This is a genomic window from Pelovirga sp. C15f, assembly GCF_057178085.1.
On record NZ_JBXUCV010000001.1, the window covers coordinates 73,943 to 95,728 of the forward strand.

24 protein-coding genes and 1 pseudogene are annotated in these 21,786 nt (G+C 50.6%); 19 read left to right on the forward strand and 6 right to left on the reverse strand.

The window, feature by feature from the left end; all coding sequences use genetic code 11:
• The first annotated feature begins 163 nt into the window (after positions 1-163).
• The 12 genes from rpoN (at position 164) to metK (ending at position 10,440) form a co-directional block, all read left to right on the forward strand.
• On the forward strand, positions 164-1,627 hold the full coding sequence (rpoN, locus tag AC1931_RS00345) for an RNA polymerase factor sigma-54 (protein ID WP_483875241.1): 1,464 nt from the start codon (positions 164-166) through the stop codon (positions 1,625-1,627).
• Between the two features lie 113 nt (positions 1,628-1,740).
• Complete coding sequence (gene hpf, locus AC1931_RS00350; RefSeq protein WP_483875242.1) at positions 1,741-2,289, forward strand: ribosome hibernation-promoting factor, HPF/YfiA family; 549 nt, start codon at positions 1,741-1,743, stop codon at positions 2,287-2,289.
• A gap of 79 nt (positions 2,290-2,368) precedes the next feature.
• A complete protein-coding gene (locus tag AC1931_RS00355) occupies positions 2,369-2,830 on the forward strand; it encodes a PTS sugar transporter subunit IIA (protein ID WP_483875243.1) in 462 nt (153 codons plus the stop codon).
• A gap of 78 nt (positions 2,831-2,908) precedes the next feature.
• Positions 2,909-3,883, forward strand: a complete 975-nt coding sequence (gene hprK, locus AC1931_RS00360) for an HPr(Ser) kinase/phosphatase (RefSeq protein ID WP_483875244.1) — start codon at positions 2,909-2,911, stop codon at positions 3,881-3,883.
• Positions 3,880-4,740, forward strand: coding sequence for an RNase adapter RapZ (rapZ, locus tag AC1931_RS00365; RefSeq protein ID WP_483875245.1), 861 nt, complete (start codon positions 3,880-3,882; stop codon positions 4,738-4,740). Before hprK ends, rapZ begins: the two co-directional genes overlap by 4 nt.
• A 3-nt stretch (positions 4,741-4,743) precedes the next feature.
• Positions 4,744-5,142, forward strand: a complete 399-nt coding sequence (locus AC1931_RS00370; protein ID WP_483875246.1) for a PTS sugar transporter subunit IIA — start codon at positions 4,744-4,746, stop codon at positions 5,140-5,142.
• A gap of 28 nt (positions 5,143-5,170) precedes the next feature.
• Positions 5,171-5,665: a PTS sugar transporter subunit IIB gene (locus AC1931_RS00375; RefSeq protein WP_483875247.1), complete on the forward strand. Its 495-nt coding sequence runs from the start codon at positions 5,171-5,173 to the stop codon at positions 5,663-5,665.
• Entirely contained in the window at positions 5,665-6,360 is a 696-nt protein-coding gene (locus tag AC1931_RS00380; protein WP_483875248.1) for a PTS sugar transporter subunit IIC, read from the forward strand. The genes AC1931_RS00375 and AC1931_RS00380 overlap by 1 nt, the downstream gene beginning before the upstream one ends.
• Positions 6,357-7,130, forward strand: a complete 774-nt coding sequence (locus tag AC1931_RS00385) for a PTS system mannose/fructose/sorbose family transporter subunit IID (protein ID WP_483875249.1) — start codon at positions 6,357-6,359, stop codon at positions 7,128-7,130. The genes AC1931_RS00380 and AC1931_RS00385 overlap by 4 nt, the downstream gene beginning before the upstream one ends.
• 13 nt (positions 7,131-7,143) lie before the next feature.
• Positions 7,144-7,410 (forward strand): HPr family phosphocarrier protein, encoded by a 267-nt coding sequence (locus AC1931_RS00390; protein WP_483875250.1) that lies wholly within the window; start codon positions 7,144-7,146, stop codon positions 7,408-7,410.
• Positions 7,391-9,172, forward strand: coding sequence for a phosphoenolpyruvate--protein phosphotransferase (gene ptsP / locus AC1931_RS00395; RefSeq protein ID WP_483875251.1), 1,782 nt, complete (start codon positions 7,391-7,393; stop codon positions 9,170-9,172). The genes AC1931_RS00390 and ptsP overlap by 20 nt, the downstream gene beginning before the upstream one ends.
• Before the next feature lie 98 nt (positions 9,173-9,270).
• Positions 9,271-10,440, forward strand: a complete 1,170-nt coding sequence (metK, locus tag AC1931_RS00400) for a methionine adenosyltransferase (protein ID WP_483875252.1) — start codon at positions 9,271-9,273, stop codon at positions 10,438-10,440.
• 37 nt (positions 10,441-10,477) lie between these two features.
• Here metK and AC1931_RS00405 read toward each other — a convergent pair whose 3' ends face one another.
• The 5 genes from AC1931_RS00405 to AC1931_RS00425 form a co-directional block, all read right to left on the reverse strand.
• Positions 10,478-11,257: an alpha/beta hydrolase gene (locus AC1931_RS00405; RefSeq protein WP_483875253.1), complete on the reverse strand. Its 780-nt coding sequence runs from the start codon at positions 11,255-11,257 to the stop codon at positions 10,478-10,480.
• Positions 11,254-12,420 (reverse strand): ATP-grasp domain-containing protein, encoded by a 1,167-nt coding sequence (locus AC1931_RS00410; RefSeq protein ID WP_483875254.1) that lies wholly within the window; start codon positions 12,418-12,420, stop codon positions 11,254-11,256. The genes AC1931_RS00405 and AC1931_RS00410 overlap by 4 nt, the downstream gene beginning before the upstream one ends.
• Positions 12,421-12,617: 197 nt before the next feature.
• Positions 12,618-13,502 (reverse strand): carbon-nitrogen hydrolase, encoded by an 885-nt coding sequence (locus AC1931_RS00415; RefSeq protein WP_483875255.1) that lies wholly within the window; start codon positions 13,500-13,502, stop codon positions 12,618-12,620.
• Entirely contained in the window at positions 13,499-14,539 is a 1,041-nt protein-coding gene (locus AC1931_RS00420; protein WP_483875256.1) for an agmatine deiminase family protein, read from the reverse strand. Before AC1931_RS00420 ends, AC1931_RS00415 begins: the two co-directional genes overlap by 4 nt.
• 8 nt (positions 14,540-14,547) lie before the next feature.
• Positions 14,548-15,114: a manganese efflux pump MntP gene (locus AC1931_RS00425; RefSeq protein ID WP_483875257.1), complete on the reverse strand. Its 567-nt coding sequence runs from the start codon at positions 15,112-15,114 to the stop codon at positions 14,548-14,550.
• 524 nt (positions 15,115-15,638) lie between these two features.
• Here AC1931_RS00425 and AC1931_RS00430 point away from each other — a divergent pair.
• Together AC1931_RS00430 and AC1931_RS00435 are read left to right on the forward strand one after the other, a co-directional pair.
• Positions 15,639-15,744: pseudogene (locus tag AC1931_RS00430) on the forward strand (prepilin-type N-terminal cleavage/methylation domain-containing protein); the annotation flags it as partial.
• A 121-nt stretch (positions 15,745-15,865) separates the two neighbouring features.
• Positions 15,866-16,243, forward strand: coding sequence for a hypothetical protein (locus AC1931_RS00435; RefSeq protein WP_483875258.1), 378 nt, complete (start codon positions 15,866-15,868; stop codon positions 16,241-16,243).
• A gap of 110 nt (positions 16,244-16,353) precedes the next feature.
• Here AC1931_RS00435 and AC1931_RS00440 read toward each other — a convergent pair whose 3' ends face one another.
• Positions 16,354-16,512, reverse strand: coding sequence for a hypothetical protein (locus AC1931_RS00440; protein ID WP_483875259.1), 159 nt, complete (start codon positions 16,510-16,512; stop codon positions 16,354-16,356).
• Between the two features lie 58 nt (positions 16,513-16,570).
• Here AC1931_RS00440 and AC1931_RS00445 point away from each other — a divergent pair, with 58 nt between their 5' ends.
• From AC1931_RS00445 to AC1931_RS00465, 5 genes are all read left to right on the forward strand, one after another.
• Complete coding sequence (locus AC1931_RS00445) at positions 16,571-18,169, forward strand: O-antigen ligase family protein (protein ID WP_483875260.1); 1,599 nt, start codon at positions 16,571-16,573, stop codon at positions 18,167-18,169.
• Positions 18,170-18,327: 158 nt separating this feature from the next.
• Positions 18,328-19,251 (forward strand): ABC transporter ATP-binding protein, encoded by a 924-nt coding sequence (locus tag AC1931_RS00450; protein WP_483875261.1) that lies wholly within the window; start codon positions 18,328-18,330, stop codon positions 19,249-19,251.
• On the forward strand, positions 19,248-20,063 hold the full coding sequence (locus tag AC1931_RS00455) for an ABC transporter permease (RefSeq protein ID WP_483875262.1): 816 nt from the start codon (positions 19,248-19,250) through the stop codon (positions 20,061-20,063). The genes AC1931_RS00450 and AC1931_RS00455 overlap by 4 nt, the downstream gene beginning before the upstream one ends.
• Positions 20,063-20,938 carry a tetratricopeptide repeat protein gene (locus AC1931_RS00460; RefSeq protein WP_483875263.1) on the forward strand — a complete coding sequence of 292 codons (876 nt, stop codon included), beginning with the start codon at positions 20,063-20,065 and terminating at the stop codon, positions 20,936-20,938. The genes AC1931_RS00455 and AC1931_RS00460 overlap by 1 nt, the downstream gene beginning before the upstream one ends.
• A 116-nt stretch (positions 20,939-21,054) precedes the next feature.
• Entirely contained in the window at positions 21,055-21,711 is a 657-nt protein-coding gene (locus AC1931_RS00465) for a putative Ig domain-containing protein (protein WP_483875264.1), read from the forward strand.
• The last annotated feature ends 75 nt before the right edge of the window (positions 21,712-21,786 follow it).

Genomic DNA, 21,786 nt, shown 5'->3' on the forward strand with positions numbered 1-21,786 from the left:
ACATAAGTACGCCTCATTGCTCGACATTTGTGCGCCTTGCATTTGACGCTTTTTGCTTAGCCATCTGCTTTGAAGCTTTTTTGCGATTGTATCAAAGGCTGACCTGCTTCGGCGTTGCCGCAGCGGATTTACAAAACCATCAGTTTTGGACTACAAAGGAACCATGGCACTCGATCTTCGACTTCAGGTAAAACTCAGCCAGCAACTGGTGATGACCCCCCAGCTGCAGCAGGCTATTAAACTGCTGCAGCTGTCGCGAATGGAATTGGTGGAAGCGATTTCTGAGGAACTTGCTGAAAATCCGGTTCTTGAAGAGGGCATGGATCATCAGGAGGAGAAGGAAGAAGAGCTTCGTACCGGGGTCGAGGATGACGCCACACCAAACCAGGAGTCATCGCCGGAACAAGAACTTTCCGGTGAGATGGATGGGGTCGGTGATATCGACTGGCAAACTTATCTGGAAGGTTACAGTCTCAACAGTAGCAGCAATGATGCCCGAGACAACTACGAAGAGCAGGAAGATCGTCCTTCGTTTGAAAGCCTCATGACCCAACCACGCCGCCTCAGCGACCACTTGCTGTGGCAGCTCGGACTGTCAACTGTCCCCGCGCCGGAACATCATGCAGCTGTTGATATTATCGGCAACCTTGATGATGCCGGGTACCTGCAAACTTCGATTGAAGAACTCGCTGAGCAAGTTGGTGCTGACCTGGGTGTTTATCAAGCAGCTCTGCAACGGGTACAGGCTTATGACCCACCAGGTGTCGCCTGCCGTAATCTGCAGGAGTGTCTGTTATTGCAACTTCATCGCCTCGAGCTTTCAGACTCGCTGGCGGCGGTGTTGCTGCGTGATTTTATCGATGAGCTTGAGACACGTAAGTATCCCCAGATTGCCAAGGCGCTGAAGCTTCCGGTTGAGGAAATCTTTGCCGCAACCAAGCTGATTTCTGAGCTTGACCCGCGCCCCGGCAGTGCTTATAACGACGAAGAAGCACACTATATTGTGCCCGACATCTATATTCACAAACTGGGTGAGGATTATGTCGTTACTCAGAATGACGAAGGTCTGCCGAATCTACGTATCAGCGCCTTCTATCGCAATGCTCTGATGGAATCGAAGGGTATTGATAAGCAAACCGGAGACTATATTCAGGATAAGATGCGCAGTGCCGTGTGGCTGATAAAGAGTATCCATCAACGCCAGCGCACTATTTATAAAGTCACCCAGAGCATCGTCAAATTTCAACGAGACTTTTTCGATAAAGGCATTGAGTATCTCAAGCCCATGGTGTTGCGTGATGTGGCCGAAGATATACAGATGCATGAGTCTACGGTCAGTCGGGTGACGACCAATAAGTATGTCCAGACCCCTCAGGGGCTGTTCGAATTGAAATTTTTCTTTAACAGCGGCATCAACACCAGCGATGGTGATGCGGTGGCCTCGGAAAGTGTCAAAAGCAAGATCCGGGAAATTGTCGCTGATGAGAATCCGAAAAAACCCCTGTCGGATCAGAAGATCGTCGATCTGCTGAAGGAACAGGAGATCGATATTGCCCGACGGACAGTGACCAAGTATCGTGAAATGCTTGGTATCGGCTCGTCAACCGAACGCAAACGTCTGTTTTAACGCAGCGCCGGATGCCCACTGGCAGACAATTTCAGCGCGATTATCATAATTGCGCTATAATCTGGTGAAAACGAGGCTCTATGGAAGGGCCCTCGGCAATGAGGAGGTTCTTTATGCAAATCGCGGTGACTTTTAGACACATGGAGAGCAGTGATCCCCTGCGTGATTATGTGGAAGAGAAACTGGCGCGGGTAAAAAAGTACATCGATGAGCCGATTGATGCCCAGGTGGTTCTTTCGGTTCAAAAAAAGATTAATCAGCGCGCTGAGGTGACAATGGTTGCCAAAGGGCTGACGATGAAGAGTGTCGAAGAAAAAGAAGATATGTATGCTGCCATCGATCTGATGGTTGACAAGATTGAGCGTCAGCTTAAACGCTACAAGGAAAAGCTTAAAAATCATAAGGGTAGCGAAGGGGTTCAGCGGCGCATTGAAAAAACCGTTTATTCCGCACCAAGTTTTGATGAAGGCCGGGATGAGCCCGAAATCATCCGCAGTAATTCATTTTTTATCAAGCCGATGTCGGTTGAAGAGGCAGTCATGCAGATGGACCTGCTCGGCAAAGAGTTTCTGGTCTTCACCGATGACCGTTCCGAAGAAATGAATGTTGTATATCGGCGTAAAGATGGTAATTATGGTCTGATTGTTCCACACGGAAAATAGCATGATCGCGGGGTTGGTGCTCGATAGAGTGCATCAGCCCCGACGGTTCATCTTCTTTTGAGCGATAAAGATAAGAGTTATGAAAATTTCGGAACTGTTGAATCCACATGCCATTATCAGCGAACTTAGCGCTACCGATAAAAAGGAGGTTCTTGCGGAGTTGACCGATACCCTGATAACACTGGTGCCGGAACTGGAACGCGGCAGGGTTCTTGAGGTGCTTCATGAGCGCGAAAAGCTCGGCAGCACCGGTATTGGTGATGGTGTCGCTATTCCCCACGGAAAAATTGCCAACCTGGAGGCGCTGCAGCTGGTTTTTGCCCGTAGCAGCAAAGGGGTCGATTTTGAGTCGATGGATGGTCAACTGGCCCAGCTGTTTTTTTTGTTGATTGCCCCGGAAGGTGCTGTTGGAGTTCATCTTAAAACCCTGGCGCGGATTTCAAAGCTCTTAAAAGATATCCATGTGCGTGAGCAGTTACTCGCCGCCGATGACGCTGCAGCGATTTATCAGATTATCCTTGCCAACGAAAGTACCCCGTAGCTCCTGGGATCCGTCACGCTTCAATGCCGGATCCTGTGATGGCGCCAGCCACAGCGCCGCTGATCAGGTGTTGATTCCATGCAAACATTAAGCATCAGGGATATCCTCGAAGAAAAAGAAGCCGGGCTCGATCTGGAGTTGCTGGCCGGTGAGTCAGGTTTGGACAACCTGATCTCTCTGCCGCGGATCCAGAAACCGGGACTGGCCCTGGCTGGGTTTGGCAACAGCCTGCATCCTGACCGCATCCAGGTGCTGGGATCGACGGAGCTGAGCTTTTTGGCCAATATGCCGGCTGATGAAGCCGAAAAGCGCATGCGTGAATTATGTCAGCGGCGTGTCTGTTGCCTGATTGTCACGAAAAACCAGAAGGTCCCCGAATTTCTTGTTCAGCAGGCCGAAAGCTATGGAACGCCCCTGTTAAGAACCCGGCTGCTCAGTTCCGATTTTATCTCTTTGTTGACACGTTTTCTGGAAGAACGTCTGCTGCCAACCTCAACCCTGCATGGTGTACTGGTTGATGTCCTCGGTATTGGTGTGCTGATTCAGGGCAAGAGTGGCATCGGCAAAAGCGAGTGTGCGCTCGAACTGGTATTGCGCGGTTATCGGCTGGTGGCCGATGATGTGATCCGCGTGCGCTTCAAGTTGCCGTCTGTGATTTTCGGCGAGGGGATGGATCTGCTCCACTACCACATGGAGATCCGTGGCCTGGGTATCCTGAATATCAAGCACCTGTTTGGGGTCTCTTCAGTGCGCGAACGAAAAAAAATTGATCTGGTCGTGGAATTGGTCAAATGGGGGGATGATAAAGATTATGATCGCCACGGACTTGATGAAACTACCTATCAACTCCATGGCGTGGAATTACCCTATGTGCGGATTCCGGTAGCTCCCGGCCGCAATATAGGTACTATCGTAGAGGTGGCAGCACGCAACCAGCTGCTCAAAGAGATGGGTTATCATAGTGCGCGCGAGTTTCAGGGGTTGCTGGAGAAGCGGATGGCAGAAGCTGCCCATCTGCATGCTCACACCATTATCGGCGAGAACCTCGAATGAACAATCGCCTGGTTATTATCACCGGTATTTCAGGATCGGGCAAATCTACCGCGGCGCGGGCGTTAGAGGATCAGGGTTTCTTTGTCGTTGATAATCTGCCGCTGGTAATGCTCCCGGATTTTATGGCACGGGCACGCCAGGAGCTTTATCAGCAAACCGATATCGCTGTTGTTGTTGATGTACGGAATCGCACTTTTCTTATCGATCATGCCGGAACCTTCGAACAATTGCGCAGTGCTGGTCATCAGGTCGAGATTCTTTTTTTTGAAGCAGACGATGATGAGCTGTTGCGGCGCTATTCGGAAACCCGCCGCGCTCATCCCCTGGCCCAGGCCGGCTCGGTGCTGGAAGGGGTTGAAAGAGAGCGACGTCAACTGAAACTGCTGCGCGATGCCGCCACCCGGGTGATCGACAGCAGTAACCTCAATGTCCGTCAGTTGCGTGAACTGGTACTGGAATATATCGGCACCGATCATGATGCGCGCCTGATTGTCAACATTGAATCCTTCGGCTATCGCTACGGGTTGCCTCTGGCAGCCGACCTGGTTTTTGATGTGCGTTTTTTGCCTAACCCGCATTATATTCCTGAATTACAACCGTTAACCGGTTTGGATAAACGGGTGCGTGATTATGTCCTGTCCCAGCCGGAATCCCGGGATTTTCGTTGTCACCTCGATCAGATGCTGATGTTTTTGCTGCCTCACTATCGCAAGGAAGGGAAAAGTTATCTGACCATCGGGATCGGCTGCACCGGGGGGCGCCATCGTAGTGTGTCAATAGTAGAAGATCTGTGTCAGCAGTTCCCCGTTGCCGATGTGACGGTTCAGAAAAGTCATCGCGATGTCGCCAAGGGGTAATAAATGATTGGTATCCTGATCGTCACCCATTCTCGCATGGCCGCCGAACTAGGTCGGGCTGCAGAGATGATTTTAGGGCCGCTGGATGCCCTGGCGACAGTGAATATTGAACCTGAAACTGCTGTTGATACGGCCCGTGATCAGCTCTTTGAGGCTTTCAGGCTGGTGGGCAGTGATGGTGATGGGGTATTAATATTGACCGATCTTTTTGGTGGAACGCCGACTAACATCAGCGTTGAACTGCTCCAGGAAAATAAGGTTGAAATCCTCACCGGGGTCAACCTGCCGATGCTGATCAAGGGGGCAGGTCTGCGCTTAACCTGCGACATCAATGATCTTGCTGCTGAGCTTGCTGAATACGCCCGTACAGCGATCATTCGCCCCAGCGAGCTATTGCGTTAGCCCTCAGGGGTTAACGGGTGGATAAAATATGACTCTGGTATTGACCCGCATTGATAATCGCCTTATTCACGGGCAGGTTCTGGAAGCCTGGGTTCCCCATGTGCTGGCTAATTGTATTGTTGTCGCCAATGATGTTCTTGCTGCCAATTCCCTGAAAAAATTGATGATGAAGGCCTCGGTCCCCAGTCGCATGCGGGTTGAAATAGCCCCGGTCGCCGACGCCGTTGAGCTGTTATTGGCCAACGCCCTTGAAGACTACCGCGTGCTGCTGCTGTTTGGTACCCCGGCTGATGCATTGCGGGCCTACCGCCTGGGCTTGAACTACCAGCAGCTAAACCTCGGCAATCTTCACGCTGATGCCGGCAAAGCGCGCTTTAGTTGTACGGTTTTTCTTGCTCTGGAAGACCTCGATGATCTGAAATCGCTGGAAGAGGCAGGGGTCACCATCACCGCTCGTTGTGTTCCTGCCGATACTGAACGCCCCTGGCGTCAGTTGATTCCCGGCCCGCGGGAGGCTGACTGATGGTGATTGAGCTGTTAATCGGTGGGCTGGTCGCGCTGGTCTGTGGTCTCGATCGGGTGGCGATTTTGCAGATTCTTATATCGCGGCCGATTGTTGCAGCCCCTCTGGCGGGTCTGCTGTTGGGAGAACCGCTGATCGGCCTGCAGATCGGGGTGATGGTTGAATTGCTGTGGCTGGCGCGCTTGCCGGTTGGCGCTTCAGTGCCTCCCGATGATACCCAGGTGGCGGTTGCCGCTACGGTCTTAAGCATTGCCCTGGGGCGACAACTGGATGCCGTGACTGTCGAGTTGATGCTCCTGTGCCTGTTGATCGCTCTGCCGGTCGGCAAAATCGGGCAGTACTTCGAACACCGCGCGCGCAATTTCAACAGCATTCTGCTTGTCCGAACCGATCAGGCTCTGCAAGGCGGGCTTTTTGGTCAGGTGCAGTTGCTGCATCTGCGCGGTCTGCTGAGCTTTGCCGCCTCATCATTGTTGACCTATTTCACTATTGTCATCTGTGGCCTGCTGCTGATTCCGCCGATCTGGCCCTGGCTGCAGATTTCCATGTCGTATTCTGCCGGGTTGCTGCAACTGGCACTGCCGTTAATCGGGGTGGCGGTCATTCTTGGTACCATTAATGTCAGCCGCTCTATCACCCTGTTTTGTGCCTCCTTTGGGATGGCTTTTTTACTGATGTGGCTGGTGCACCCATGAAAATTGGTTGGCTAACACGTTTTCATGTCTGGTGTCGTCTGCTGTTTTTACAAGCGAGCTGGAATTATCAGCGGATGCAGGGGCTTGGTTTTCTGTTTGCCATTATGCCCGGACTACAAAAAATCTATCCCGAAGAAAAAATGCGTGAAGTATCAATCCGCCACGCCGGCTATTTCAATACCCATCCATATCTGGCGCCACTGGTCGCAGGTGCGGTCCTGAAACTGGAAGAAGAACGGGCCCTTTACGGTGAAGACCGCAGTATCGATATTGATGATTTCAAAGAGATTGTCGCTGCACCTTATGCGGCCATCGGAGACGCCCTGTTCTGGGGAGGATTGAGACCACTGGCAGCGGGGGTTGCTCTGTTTTTTGCCGTCAAGGGGATTATCTGGGCACCACTGATATTTTTGGTTTTGTTCAATCTTCTGCCTTTCTGGTTCCGGATTGTTTTTTTCGAATACGGCTATCGCCATGGCATTGGGTCGGTAGATTTTATCCAGCAACATAATCTCCCGGACTGGGCGATACGCACCAAAGAGGCTGCTGTGGTCATTCTTGGCGGTCTTTGTGCCTTTCTGGTTTTTTCACACCTGGTTGACCATCAGCTGCCAAGCTGGCTGGGGCTGTTGACCCTGGTACCGATGATTCTGCTGGGTTTGGGGGCGCGACGCGGGATGTCGACCCTGCTGCTTATTTTCATCACCTGTGCCGGCATCATTGTCGCTGGAATCTTTTGGGTCGATGTGGTCACCTTTTTGAAATGGTAGGGATGCTCTGATTATGCAGACACGCAACTTCACGATTGTTAACCGCCTCGGCCTGCACGCCCGGGCCGCCGCACTTCTGGTTAAGACGGCCAGCCGCTTCTCCTCTGAGATAACCATTAAAAAAGAGGATATGGAGGTCAACGGCAAAAGTATTATGGGGATTCTGCTTCTGGCAGCACCAAAGGGGAGCGACATCCTGCTGATGATTGATGGACCAGACGAAGAACTGGCGATGCAGCAACTTGCCGAACTGATTGAGGATGGTTTTGGAGAAGAATAGGTCAACAGAAGATATCTATCTGGTTGGGATTGGTGTATCCCCCGGCATCGCCATCGGCCAGGTGAACCTGCTGGATCATCGTTATCCGGTTTACGAGTTTTATATCGAACCGGATGGGATACCTGGTGAAATTGAGCGCTTTCAGGAGGCCGTAGCACTGGCTAAGGCTCAACTTCAGCGCATCAAGGAGCGGGTGTCAGGACAGGTTCATCTGCGCGAGCATCTGTATATTCTTGATACCCATATGCTGATTCTTGAGGACGAGATGCTGGTTGGCGCGACCGAGGCCGCCATTCGTGCTCAGCACAATGCGGAAAGCGCCCTGCGTCAGGTATTGAAAAATCTGCGGAGTCTTTTTGATAATATTGAAGATGAATATTTACGTGAACGGCGCAGTGATGTTGATGCCGTTGGTGAGCGCTTGTTGCGCATTCTGTGTGGCGCCGCCGAGCAACTGACCAGTCGGTTGGAAAAGGAATCAATTATTGTTGCTCACGAACTGTCGCCGGCAGAGACCATGCAGGTCGATCGTTCGCGGGTGCTCGGCTTTCTCACTGACAAAGGCGGACGTACCTCCCATACCGCGATTCTCGCCCGCTCCCTCGATATCCCGGCCGTGGTTGGTCTGGAGACCATTACCTCCCAGGTCAAAGACCGCCAGACCATTATAGTCGATGGCGAGAGCGGCATTGTAGTCCTTAACCCCTCTTCCGCGACGATCAATGAATATCAGGACCGCAAGAAACATTTTGAACACCTTGCACAGGAACTCGAAGATTATCGTAACCTAGAATCAGTAACCACCGACGGAGTCCGAATTTCATTGTGTGGTAATCTGGAAATGGAGAGCGAGTTCAAGCTGGCTCACAAACACGGGGTTGAAGGCATTGGACTGTATCGCACTGAGTTTCTTTACCTGGGGCGTCAGCAGCCGCCCACAGAAGAGGAGCAACTTGATGCCTATTGCAGTGCCCTGGAAAAGATGGATGGTCAACCGATTACCATTCGTACTCTCGATATCGGGGGTGACAAGTTTGTTGCCGGATTAAATCTGGATGATGAGGCAAATCCTGCCATGGGATTGCGAGCTGTCCGTTTTTCTTTGCAGGAGGAGACCCTTTTCCGGGTTCAGTTGCGGGCGATTCTGCGGGCGTCCGGCCAGGGCCCGGTGAGAATCATGTTTCCGATGATCAGTGGCGTTGCTGAAATCCGCGCCTGTAAACGGATTCTGCGTGAGGTAACAACGGAATTGGTAAACGAGGGAATTGCTTGTAATCCTGATATTCCGGTCGGCATCATGATCGAAACCCCATCAGCGGTCATGATTGCCCCTTTTCTGGCGCAGGAAGTCGATTTTTTCTCCATCGGCACCAATGACCTCATTCAATACTTTCTTGCCGTTGATCGTGGCAATCAACATGTCGCCTATCTTTATGACCCCTTTCATCCGACTATTTTGCGCGCGCTGAAAATGACCTGTGATGCTGCCCATGCTGCCGGCATCAGCGTATGTATTTGCGGCGAGATGGCCGGTGAGCCTTTGTACACCCTGGTGTTGATCGGCCTCGGCCTCGATGGACTGTCGATGAATCCTTCCTGTGTTCCACGCGTCAAGCGCGTGCTGCGTCATGTGTCAAAAAAACAGGGGGAGGAGTTGGTGGACAAATTACTGAGGTTGCCGACCAGTAAAGAGGTGTCGGCTACAATTGATCAACAGATGCGATCTCTATTGCCTGATTTGTTTGCCCGTCCATTGCTGTGATATCGAGAAAAATGCAATAATTACAGTTGACGTGTACATCCTACCAGCCTATCTTGTTGAATTCAAAAAAGTTAATTATTTCAGGAGGAATAAAACCGATGGCCATGACCGATTTTCTGTTTACTTCAGAATCTGTGAGTGAGGGGCACCCGGACAAGGTTGCTGATCAGATTTCCGATGCTGTTCTCGATGCGATCCTCGCTCAGGATCCTAAGGCTCGGGTTGCCTGCGAAACCCTGGTGACCACCGGGATGGCGATGATTGCCGGTGAGATCACTACGACCGCTTATGCTGACCTGCCGACCATCGTGCGTCAAACCATCAAGGAAATCGGTTACTGTGATTCCGCCATGGGGTTTGACTATGAAACCTGTGCGGTCTTGACCTCCATCGACCAGCAGTCGCCGGATATCTCCCAGGGGGTAAGCGAAGGGGAGGGTTTGTTCAAGGACCAGGGCGCCGGTGACCAGGGGCTGATGTTCGGTTTTGCCTGTGATGAAACCCCCGAGCTGATGCCGATGCCGATCATGTTTGCCCACCGTCTTACCCGCAAGCTGGCCGATGCGCGCAAAAGCGGTCAGTTACCATTTTTACGCCCCGACAGCAAATCGCAGGTGTCGATCCAGTATGTTGATGATCGACCAACACGCATCGACACGGTGGTGCTCTCCTCACAACATATGCCTGATGTGACCTATGATCACCTGAAGGAAGCGATTTTGGAAGAGGTTGTAAAACCCAACCTGCCCGCAGAGCTGCTTGACAGTAAAACCCGCTACCTGATCAACCCCACTGGCCGTTTTGTGATTGGCGGTCCCATGGGCGATTGCGGCCTGACCGGGCGCAAAATCATTGTTGATACCTATGGTGGTCACGGTTCCCATGGCGGTGGCGCCTTCAGCGGTAAAGATCCGAGCAAGGTCGATCGCAGTGCCTCTTACATGGCACGTTACGTAGCAAAAAATCTGGTTGCTGCGGGTCTGGCGCGCAAATGTGAAGTACAGATAGCCTACGCTATCGGGGTGGCTGATCCGGTTTCGGTCATGATCAATACCTTCGGCACCGGCAAGATTCCCTCCAACCATATTGCTGAAATTGTCCAGGCCGAGTTCGATATGCGTCCGGCAGCGATTATTAAACAACTCGATCTGCTGCGCCCCATCTATCGGCAGACGGCGGCATATGGTCACTTCGGCCGCGAGTTGCCGGATTTTACCTGGGAGCGGACGGATCGGGTTGAGTCATTAAAATCCAGAGCAGGTCTCTAGCCGCAAGCAACAAGTAGGGGCACGGCGCGCCGTGCCCCTACCGTTTATCCCCAAATAAAAATTTCAACGGCAAATGCACCCGGTTGCGCCAGGCAGTCTCCGAGTGGTCGGCACCAGGGTCAAGGTAGTAGCGAAACATCTCCTCGTCATTTTCACTGAGCTGCGCAATATCTGCGGCAATCCCCTCAACGTCATCGCCATAGCGTCCTTCGCGTCCTCCGATATCGAACCAGATTTTTAACCGGGACAATGCGTTTTGATCATGTCGCAGATCAGCTTTTAGTCTGTCCGGGTTCCACCAGCATGAGGGTGAGAGGGCAGCGATGGCGCGAAACTGGTGGCTGCGGCGTAATCCGATGTTGAGACTGACCAGCCCACCCATGGAGGAGCCCATCAGGGCGTTTGCATGAGGCTCGGGGTGGGTGCGAAAGAGGTGGTCGATATGGGGTTTGAGTTCGACCGCAAGAAACTCTTCGTAAAGGTGGCCTCGCGCGGTAATTGTCTGACCGTCGTGGCTGCGGTCCTGATGGGCAAATTCAGCCAGACGTCCGCTGCCGGCGTGATCGATGGCCACCAGAATCAGCGGCTCAATCTGCCCCCGGTCGATCAGATCAGAAATGATACGATCAAGGTGCCAGGCCTGCCCCGAAAAGGATTCGCTATCGGCAAAGAGATTCTGGCCATCGTGGGCATAGAGGACCGGATAACGCCGTGTTGACGTTGCCTGATAGTCGCGGGGCAGCAGGATGCGAATTCTCCTGGTGCATTGTAGAGCGCGTGAGTGGAAGGCCTCGAGGGTCAGCAGATTACTGTTCACGGATTGTTGAAGCGGTGAATATCGGCGACAACTGTCTGTCCTTCTTCTATGGTCGCCGTACGCAGGATGAAGCCGTAATTGCCGATGGCGGCACTGAAGATGGAATCGATCGGCTGGTGGTGAGCTATCGCTGTGCCATGGCGAGAGAGAATCTCATCAACACTATAGGTGTAAGGCTTGCCGTATTTACGGCCGGCGTAATGACAGACGTATTTACGTGAAATGGCGGAACTGAAAGGGCGGCCCAGAACGATGTTGCAGTACTCGCTGTAAATATCGATGTCGTTGGCATAGTTGAACATATCAACGGTCAGCCCGCCGGGGGGCCGGATATTGATTTCCAGGCCGATCAGCTGGTTTTGCGGGGTGCGGAAATACTCAATGTGAAAAAAACGTTCACGAATCCCGAAGGCCTTAACCGTTGCCAGCCCGGCCTTCACCAGGTCTTCAGGCAGGACGCGGGGGATATGGTAGTGGAGGTCAACTTCGTTGTTGACACTTTCCATCACGCCGCTTCCATAGACCAGTGACGAAGAAAAAACCACTTGTCCGGCTGCATCGACCAGTCCATCAAAGGTTTCAATCCCTCCCACGACAAAGGGTTCCATAAAATAATCAACCGGGGGTTTACGGACAAAAAACTGCTTAAGCTCTTCATCACTATTAAGTCGCCAGGTGTCGGCAGCACCAACACCGTTATCCGGTTTGACGATCACCGGATAACCGTGTCTGGCGATAAAAGCGAGACCCTCTGTCAGGTCATTGACAATGGTCCCTTCGACCACCTCTACCCGGGCTTTTTTAAAAGCTTTTTTCATGCGCGATTTCAGCTTCATGTCCATGATCTCATCATGTTTGATGCCGGAGACATTGAAGTCGCTACGCAAGGCTGCTTCGAGCTCCAGCCAGTGTTCGTTGTGGGATTCAATCCGGTCGATCTTGCCGTAACGGTGGGTAAAATAGCCACAGGCACGGATTACTTCACCATAATCATTCAGGTTTTCGACCCGATAATATTCGGTCATCGCCTGCTGCAGTTCGCGCGGGAGCAAGTGGTAGGGTTCCTCGGCAATACCCAGAACACGAATGCCGGATGCTGCCATTCGGGTCCAGAAGCTGACAAAGTTCGGGGGGAAGTGGGGAGAAATGCAGACAAAGTTCATGACATGCTCCAAGGGTATTAGTGTTTGTAGTTTGTATCCTGTCAGCACCGGATCGGGGATCCTATGCCAAAGGACGCTTTACGCCATCCATGGCCGCTTGACTGTCGCCGTCCATGGCGACAGACACCCTTGTCATAGGACCCCCGACCCTGCGCAAGGACGGAGTATTATCAGTATGATAGCTTCCCCATATCCAACTAACGGATGAATCTTTTGGTCAGATCAGCGTAAGCATCGATGCGTCGGTCACGCAGAAAAGGCCAGATGCGCCGTACCTCTTCGGTGCGCTGCAGAGCCAGTGAAACGCACAGGACTTCGTCTTTCTCGGCTGACGCCTGGGCAAGGATTTCTCCCTGGCAGCCGGCAACGAAACTGCTTCCCCAGAACTGCGCGCCGGCGGTAGCACTGGATGTGTCAGCCTCAAAACCGCTGCGATTAACCGCCACCACCGGCAGGCCATTGGCAATCGCATGGCTGCGCTGGATGGTGATCCAGGCGTCGCGCTGGCGTTGTTGCTCCTGCGCCGTATCATCGGGGTCGAAACCGATGGCGGTGGGATAAATTAACAGATCCGCCCCGCCCAGAGCCATCAGCCGTGCTGCTTCAGGGTACCACTGATCCCAGCAGACCAGCACCCCGAGGGTGCCAACGGAAGTTGCTATCGGGGCAAAACCGGAATCGCCGGGGGTGAAATAGAATTTTTCATAATAGCCGGGATCGTCAGGGATGTGCATTTTACGATAGCAACCGGCAATGCTTCCGTCCTTTTCCAGTACCACCGCGGTATTGTGGTAGAGCCCCGCTGCGCGTTTTTCAAACAGGGAGAGGACCACAACAATACCCAGTTCCCGCGCCAGTTGACCGAAGGTTTCGGTGCTGGGTCCGGGGATCGTTTCTCCCAAATCAAAATGGGCGGTATTTTCGGTCTGGCAGAAGTAAAGGCCGGTATGCAGCTCCTGCAACACCACCAGAGTGGCCCCTTGTGCGGCAGCCTCGCGGATGCCTTTTATGCTGCGGGCAACATTCTCGTCGCGATCTGCCGTACAGGGGTGCTGAACCAGTCCCACTTTTAAAGTCTTCATGATAATACTCCGGCCGGCAACTGCATGGTAACGCAGTGCAGTGAGCCATGCTGTTTGATCAGTGGGCGGCAGTCGATCCCGATGATCTCCCGATCAGGAAAGCATGCACCTATCGTTTCAAGGGCTTTTTTGTCAGCGGCATCCTGGTAGCAGGGCACCAGCACCGCTCCATTGATGATCAGAAAATTGGCGTAGGTCGCCGGCAGACGTCGTTCACCTTCATATTGGGCCAGTGGCCAGGGCAGGGGTACCAAGTTGAAAGGGGTCCCGGTGGTTGTGGTGAAGGTGCGCAGTTGCTGTTCCATGCGCTGGAACTCGGCATGGTGCTCATCCTGCGGATCGTCGCAACTGACATAAAGGATCGTATCGTCAGGGCAGAGACGGGCAAGAGTATCGATGTGGGCATCGGTATCATCGCCGGCAAGCCGGCCGTAATCAAGCCAGAGAACATGCTGACTGCCAAACCGGGACCGCAGTTCTGTCTCCAGTTGCGCTCTGGTCAGGTGCGGATTGCGGTTCGGATTGAGCAGGCAATTCGAGGTCGTCAGCAGCGTGCCGTTGCCGTCTGACTCAATACTGCCCCCCTCGAGGATCAGTCCAACGGTTTGTGCCGGTATGCCGGAAAAAAGCGCAGAGCAGGCAAGTTGGCGCGTTACCAGATTGTCCATGTCGGCAGCGAACTTCAACCCCCAGCCGTTAAAGCCAAAATCGAGCAGGTGGGGCTGACCATTGGAGAAAACAGTGATCGGTCCGAAGTCGCGAATCCAGGTGTCGTTGGTATCAATATCCACTAAATGAATTCGGTCACTGATAATATCGGCACAGCTCAGTTGTGCGCGCATAACGTCCGGCTCCGGAGTAATAATGATCACCCGCTCAAAACGACTGATCTGCCGCACCAGCTCGAGGTAGACAGGCGACACCTCATCAAGGATATCGACCCAGTCGCTGTTCTGATGCGGCCAGGCCAGCAGCACCGCGTCCTGCAGTTCCCATTCCGCCGGCAGGCGGCATGATGTCGCTGATGTTTGTTGCATGGGGGGGCTCACTTAAACAAGGTGTTTTCCAGTAATATTTTGACGCCGATGACAATCAACAACAGCCCGCCGGCACATTCGATCTTGCTGCTCCACAGGGTCCCAATCCGTTGACCAAGGAGCATGCCGCCCAACGTGAAAATGGAAGCGGTCGCGCCGATGACCAGGGCCGGCATCCAGATCGACACCCCGAGCAGTGCCAGGCTGAAGCCGACCGCCAGGGCATCGATGCTGGTAGCAATCGACAGCATCACCAGCGAGATGCCACGGGTCGGATCTTTAGGTTCAGCATCTTCATCACCGTCCGTCAGGGCATCGTGCAGCATCTTGATGCCGACAAGGAATAGTAGCACAAAAGCCAGCCAGTGGCTGAAAGCTTCCATATAGTGGCGCAATCCCACGCCCGCCATCCATCCCAGCACCGGCATCAATCCCTGAAACAGACCAAAGTGAAAACCAAAACGGAACAGGTGGCGGTAGGTTACCGTTGTCAGGGTCAGTCCCGCCACCAGGGCCACAGCAAAAGCGTCCATGGCCAGGGCGATAGCAATACCGATCAGGGTGGGAGTGTCCATTGGTACTGAAGTCCTTCATGTGAAAATTGGGTGGTTTTATAGCATGTTTCGTGGGCAGACAAAACCCTTACTTCTCCACCCCTTCAGCACCGTATCCAGCGTTATTATCGGATTGCATTTGTTGTTTAAATCCGTTAGCCGGAATGATGGAATCAGGGTCTCGCGCTACTGCCAATTTTTGTCACCCGCCGCTGACAAGAATTGACCGCTAATCATGAAATTTCACACATATTTGACTGTTGGAGGGGGCGCTTTCAGGAGTATCTGGGTTTTATTTATCATAGTAATCGTAAAACCCAGGTTTTTTTCACTTTTAGTTTCTTAAAATAAATTGAATAAATCCAGAAAGGTAGAACCCCCTAATAAGTAAAGTCCACTTTTTAAACCCATATTGTTTCTTTGTTTTAAGCCTGCAGATTATTGTTGGCACTTACCTTGCTGTTACCCAAAGCGCAATCAACAACAAGACGCGCCGGCAACATTGCCGGCAAATAATCAACATTCTAAAAAAGGAGAATGAAATGATGTTGAAGAAGACAAAGAATCAAAAGGGTTTTACCCTGATCGAGCTGCTGATCGTTGTTGCGATCATCGGCATCCTGGCGGCGATTGCTATTCCGCAGTTTGCGAGCTATCGGCAGAAGGCCTACAATGCCGCATCTCAGAGTGATTTGAAGACGATGAAAACTGAGCTCGAAGGCTATTTTACCGATAATTTTGAATATCCCCAAGCATAATCGAGGAGATCGATATGAAAAAACTGTTAATTTTATTGGCAATCGTGATGTTGGTTCCGACAATCTCTTTCGCGGGTACAACCAACAATGCTGACCCCGGTGCAAGGCTTGAATTAACTACTTCTGATCCTGATCTGAATATCGCTTCTTCGCCGGGTGTTTTTATGTATTACGGTGATGATAGCACTGGGACTCCTCAGTGGTATGTCATCGGCACTGTTCATCAAGGGGGCACAAGGTTTTACGGCACCTCACAAAATTCCACTTCTATATTCTTTCAAGAGGCAACCGGGCCAAAAGTCATTGGCGATTTGACTGGTTTGACCTGGCCAACTAGTGTGGCTGATACCGCCTCAGAAACCTGGTGGTCTACCTCAGGCTGGACTCGCTGATTAGTTGTATGAAACGTGCTTTCCTCCCCTTCCCCTTTGCTAGAAGGGGAGGGGGAGGCTGGCTTTGTGTTATTGAAAAGGTATTACATTTACATACTGGTTCTTTTTTCTCAGTTTTTCTTTTTTCCACTTTTCCTAAATTTTAATTCTTCTGCAAAATTTTTCCTTATAGCTTTATCGCTTTCGATCTTTATTTTGTTCATTGATTTTAGTGGTATGAAGAGCAAATTGCCACTAGCTCCAGTAGTTTTTTCATTCTTCCTGCTCATGCTTTCCACCGTAAATGCGTATCATCTACCCACATCTTTGGTGTCAGTCGGGATTCTGATGCTTTTGCTGATATTTGGGCTGTATGTTGTTCCAAATGTCTTTCCAAGAGGATTGACTCTTACTTTTTATTCGACTTTCCTTGTTTTTATTCAATTGGTTTCAGCTTTGGGGCTTTATCAATATTTTTCATATATTGCCATTGGGAAAACACATGTCCCATTGATTCCTTACCTTCTCCCCCCCAACAATGGATCTCGTGTATCAGGTATATACGGTCAACCGAACTTGTTTGCCCTCTTGCTCATTATTGGAATTATTGTTTTTCTATATATGCATTTGCACGGCGAAAGAGTTTTTAAAGTTCACAGTAATGTTTTAAAACAAGCTTATTATCTGCCGATGATAATGACATGCTTTACTTTTTTTCTTACCGGCTCGCGAGCGGGTATAATAGCTTTGCTCTTATCTCTTATATTCGCTCTTAACTACTTTTATAATAAGGGGTTTTTATCAAAAAAATCGCTATATAGACCTAGAGTAATTAAAATACTGTCATCACTTCTGGCTGCTTATCTCCTTTATCTTTTTGTAGACATGTACGTTGCCGTTTTGCCTGGACGCAGCTTTACTGATGTTGGAATGTCTGCGGATGCACGTTTTGTTTTCTGGGTAGCTGCTTTTTTGATGTTTTTAGATCATCCCTGGTTGGGAGTTGGTCTTGATAACTTTAAATTTTATCTTCCTAAGTATACGAATGCAGCTCATGATGTATTAGGCTTTGTTGAATATGAAGCCATGGGCTATACAAAGTGGGCTCATAATGAATTTTTGCAACTGCTCTGTGAAACAGGCCTGGCTGGGGTTTTTATATATGGCCCTTTATTGATTTATCTGTTCTTTTTTTGGAGTATAATACGTAATAAAAAGGGAGTTCCTTTACGCCGGTTTTTTGCGTATTTGTTACTTGTTCCCTTTGTTATACAGTCGATGTTTTCATGGCCTCTCCGCCACCCCTCATTGTTAATATTATTTTTTCTGTTGATAGGTTCTTTACTGGCTTTTCTTCCTGGAAGGAAGGGCGATCTTTCAAGATGGGGAGTGGTTTCCATTCGTTCTTTTGTATTAGTTTGTCTACTAGGTATTCTCTGGACTGGTTACAGCGAAGTGCAAATGGGTAAATTATTTCATAATTATTCAAAGGAAAATCTACAAAAGAGCTTACCAGAGTTCGAGAGGCTTATAAAAAACAAATATCTGGAATATTCTTTGCTTATGGAAGCAACTCCAAGCTACGTCCGTATCGCGACTAAGGATAGGGATGTTGAGTTTGGTAAAGAAATTCAACCGTATGTTCAGAGGTTGGCAGATATGCACGGGGCGCATTGGCAATGGTTTAATTTAGGACTTCTTTCGCTTTTACTTGATAGTAGAGAGGAAGCTAAGGTTGCCGTCAACAGGGCCATATTTTTGCGACCTATGGAACAAAAATATTGGTCATTCCAACATTATTTGAATATGCTAGATGCCTCTGAAAAAACAGGACGACCCCTCGAAGAGTTTCTGCCGATCCCTCCCGGAGGAACAACTGATGATTTAAAGGGATTTTTTAGTTTTGATGAGCGCATTGAAAAAGGAAAAACGTACGTTCCAAAATAACCAACTTGGTGTACCGCTCTCCATTGCTATGGTACGTTCAGCGAGCATAAAGTCTTCAAGGAGCTGTAGCATGTGATGGTTTGAGTTATGTTGTTGATATCTTATATGGATATTGGTTTGGTGTATGATCTATAGGATCTATAGGAAAAAATTATCAAATGAGCGAAATTCAACTGAAAAATATCTCTAAAACCTACAATCCCGGTCTGTTTAAAAAAAAAGTCGAAGCGGTCCGCGATTTGTCGTTCGAGGTGCGCCAGGGGGAGGTGTTCGGCCTTATCGGTCCAAACGGCGCGGGTAAAAGCACCACCATCCGCATGCTGCTGGGCTTGATTCGCCCTGGGGGCGGCACCATCCACTTTCGCGGCCAGCCACTTTCGGCGGCTGAGATGCAGCGTCATACCGGTTACCTGCCGGAAAATCCCTATCTGTATGATCATCTGAATCTGCGCGAGCTGCTGATCTTCTGTGGTAGCACCTCGGGTCTGGAACCGGATGCTGCGGCGCAGCGCAGTGAACTGCTGCTGACCAAACTGAATCTGATCGAGGCCCAGAAGCGTCCTTTGCGGACATTTTCCAAAGGGATGCTGCAACGGGCCGGGATCTGTTTCGCGTTGCTGCACGACCCTTCAGTGGTGATTCTCGACGAGCCGATGTCTGGTCTTGATCCCATCGGTCGCAAGATGGTGTTTGATCTGGTGATGGAACTCAAAGCTGAGGGCAAGACTATTTTTTTCTGTTCCCATATTCTTAACGATGTTGAACGCTTGTGTGACCGTATCGGCTTAATTCATCGAGGTCGGTTGCTGCGGTTGTTTGAGCGTCAGGACTTTGTTCAGCATGAGGGGATGAATGTGTTTTTGCTTCTGCAGGGGATAACCACTGGACAGCAACAGGAACTCGAGCTACGCGGTGGAAAAATCCGTTCAGACGCTGATGGCTGGCTGCTGGCAGTCCCGGAGCAGAGATACCATGACATTAATAGCTATCTTGAACAGCAGCAACTTGTTGTGAGTGGTTGCCGTTCTGAATGGGTGTCGCTGGAAGAGTTGTTTATGCAAATCATCGAGGAGTCGGCATGAGATCCGTCCTGGCGCTGTCACTGATAACCTTTAAAGAGGGGATACGCAATCGAGCTCTATTCGGCATCGCCCTGGTGGCACTGTTTCTGTTCGGGTTGAATATGACCGTTGCCGGATTTTTCATGCGAGATATCGGCAAGGTTACGGTGGATATGAATCTATCAGCACTGACCGTCTCCGGATTGCTGTTGGTGTTTTTTGTCGGTGTCAACCTGATGGCCAAGGATATCGACCGTAAAACCATACATCTGGTGCTCTCAAAGCCGGTAAGTCGGGCGCAGTATATCTGGGGGAAATATCTTGGGATTCAGCTGTTTGTCACGGCCTCGTTGTTGCTGCTGGCAGGGTTTTCGTGCGTGACAGTGTTATTGCTTAAGTCAATGTACCCTGCTTATTTTGGTGGTTTTTCATGGTGGGTCTTTTTTGTGGCGATCGTCTTTGTGCTGGTTAAGTTCTGGGTGCTGGGTGCCGTCGTTATTTTTTTCAGCGCCCTGACCACCAGTTCACTGATTACCCTGATCTTTTCTTTGGGGACGTATCTTGCCGGTGTGACTATTGAAGAGGTGGTGTTTTATCTCAAAACCGAGATGGCCGCGCAGGAGCAGTTGATCTCGGAATCCCTGAAGAATTTTATTGAAGTGATCACCTGGATTTTGCCAAATTTTGCTGCTTTCGATTTTTCTCTGGCGGCCGCTCATGGCCTGGCCCTTGATTCAGCACGATTATTTGGTGCTCTTGGTTATGGAGTGCTCTACAGCACCATTCTACTGTTGCTGGCATCCATGTTTTTTTCGCGGCGCGAGTTTAACTGATGCGGCAGTATTGGCCAGTTCCCGGACTTCTTGTAGCTGTTGTTCTTTACAGTCTGGTCGTGCCGGGCATGTGGAGCCAACGGGAACGGGTACGTTCAGAAGTCCCCGCCGATTATATTATACCCTCAAAGTTCAGCCGGATTCTGTCCTTCGGCCACCAAGGTGTCCTGTCCGATTATTTGTTTTTGAAAACAACCACTTTTGTTGGCGGCCGCAGTAGCGCCGCTCAGCCCATGTCAGATGAAGACTGGCAATATGTCATCAGAAGTCTGGAAGTGGTAACCGATCTTGATCCCTATTTCTCGGACCCTTATGTTCTGGCCGAAGGATTATTAGCCTGGGACGCCAGCATGCTGGAAGAAGCAAATCGTTTATTGAAAAAAGGGATTGAATACCGTACTTGGGACTGGCGTCTGCAGTTTTTTATTGGCTTTAATTATTTTTATTTTCTTCAGGATTATGCTACTGCGTCTGAACACATCATGGCCGCAGCAGAAATGCCAGGCAGCCCGGCCTACCTTAAAACCCTGGGGGCACGGCTGGCGTATTACGGCGGTAAATCCCGAACAGCGTTGTTGTTTCTTGAGCAGATGCTTGAAGAGGCGTCTGATCCGATGCTGCAACAACGTCTGAGAAAACGACATCTGGCGTTACAGCGGGCCGTTATTATCGAAGACGCTCTCGAGCTTTTTAAAGAGCGGGAAGGTCGCGTACCAGAGTTTGGTGAACTGGTCGAATTTGGCTTCCTCCAAGAGCTTCCTGTGGACCCTTATGACGGTGAATGGGTCCTGCTGCCTAACGGGCGGGTATTCAGTACCAGCAAGTTTGCCGATGCTCCGTCGAAAAGCAAACAGTCTCAGCCGAAAAAACCTTGATGTGTAGCTGTCTGCCAACAATACATTCTAGTAGTCTGGCGCCGGTGGCGCTGGTTCCGCACGCTTATTATCGATGATGAAAATTAATATTCCAGTTATTATAGCATTCAGTTAGAATGTCCGACAATCCGCTCCAAAACCACCGACAGGATATGCAAATGAAACCAACCGGTGTAAAATTTTTTTTGCTGGTGGGCGTTATGTTGTTTGTAATGTCACTCCAAACCTTGGCGGCTGTTGAGTCTTTGCGCTTCGACCCGTTTCCATTCAATTCGACAACCGGTGTAACTGTGGAGGTAGTAACCGCTGAGAACAGGCCGGATGTGTCGCTAGAATATCGCTGGTACATTAATGATAATGAACAGTTTTTCGAGAAAACAACCCACTTGCCCGGTCATCTGTTCAGGCGCGGTGACCAAATTGTTGTCGAAGTAATTCCTGTTACCTATGTTGGTGAGCGGCTGACACCGATTATTTCACGACCTATTGAGGCAACCAACGCGCCGCCGGAAATCCTCTCGGAGCCTCCTGAAGACCTGACTGAATCCGGATTTCGTTACCAGGTTGTAGTCGTTGATCCTGATGGTGACGCCGTGACATTCCGCCTCGAAGATGCACCCGAACAGATGACTATCAACGCGACCAGCGGGCAGATCCTGTGGCCCTTTGACACCATGCCGGAAGGTGTTTTCCCGATCAGAATGATTGTGGAAGATGGCCAAGGCGGGCAGGCTGAGCAATCCTTTGAACTCCACATGGCGTTCGAGAAATAGCTACCTGAGTCTTTTCAGCATGTTGACGGGCCTGAGAACCTCAAGGATGACTGTTATCAATGCGACTTTAACGGT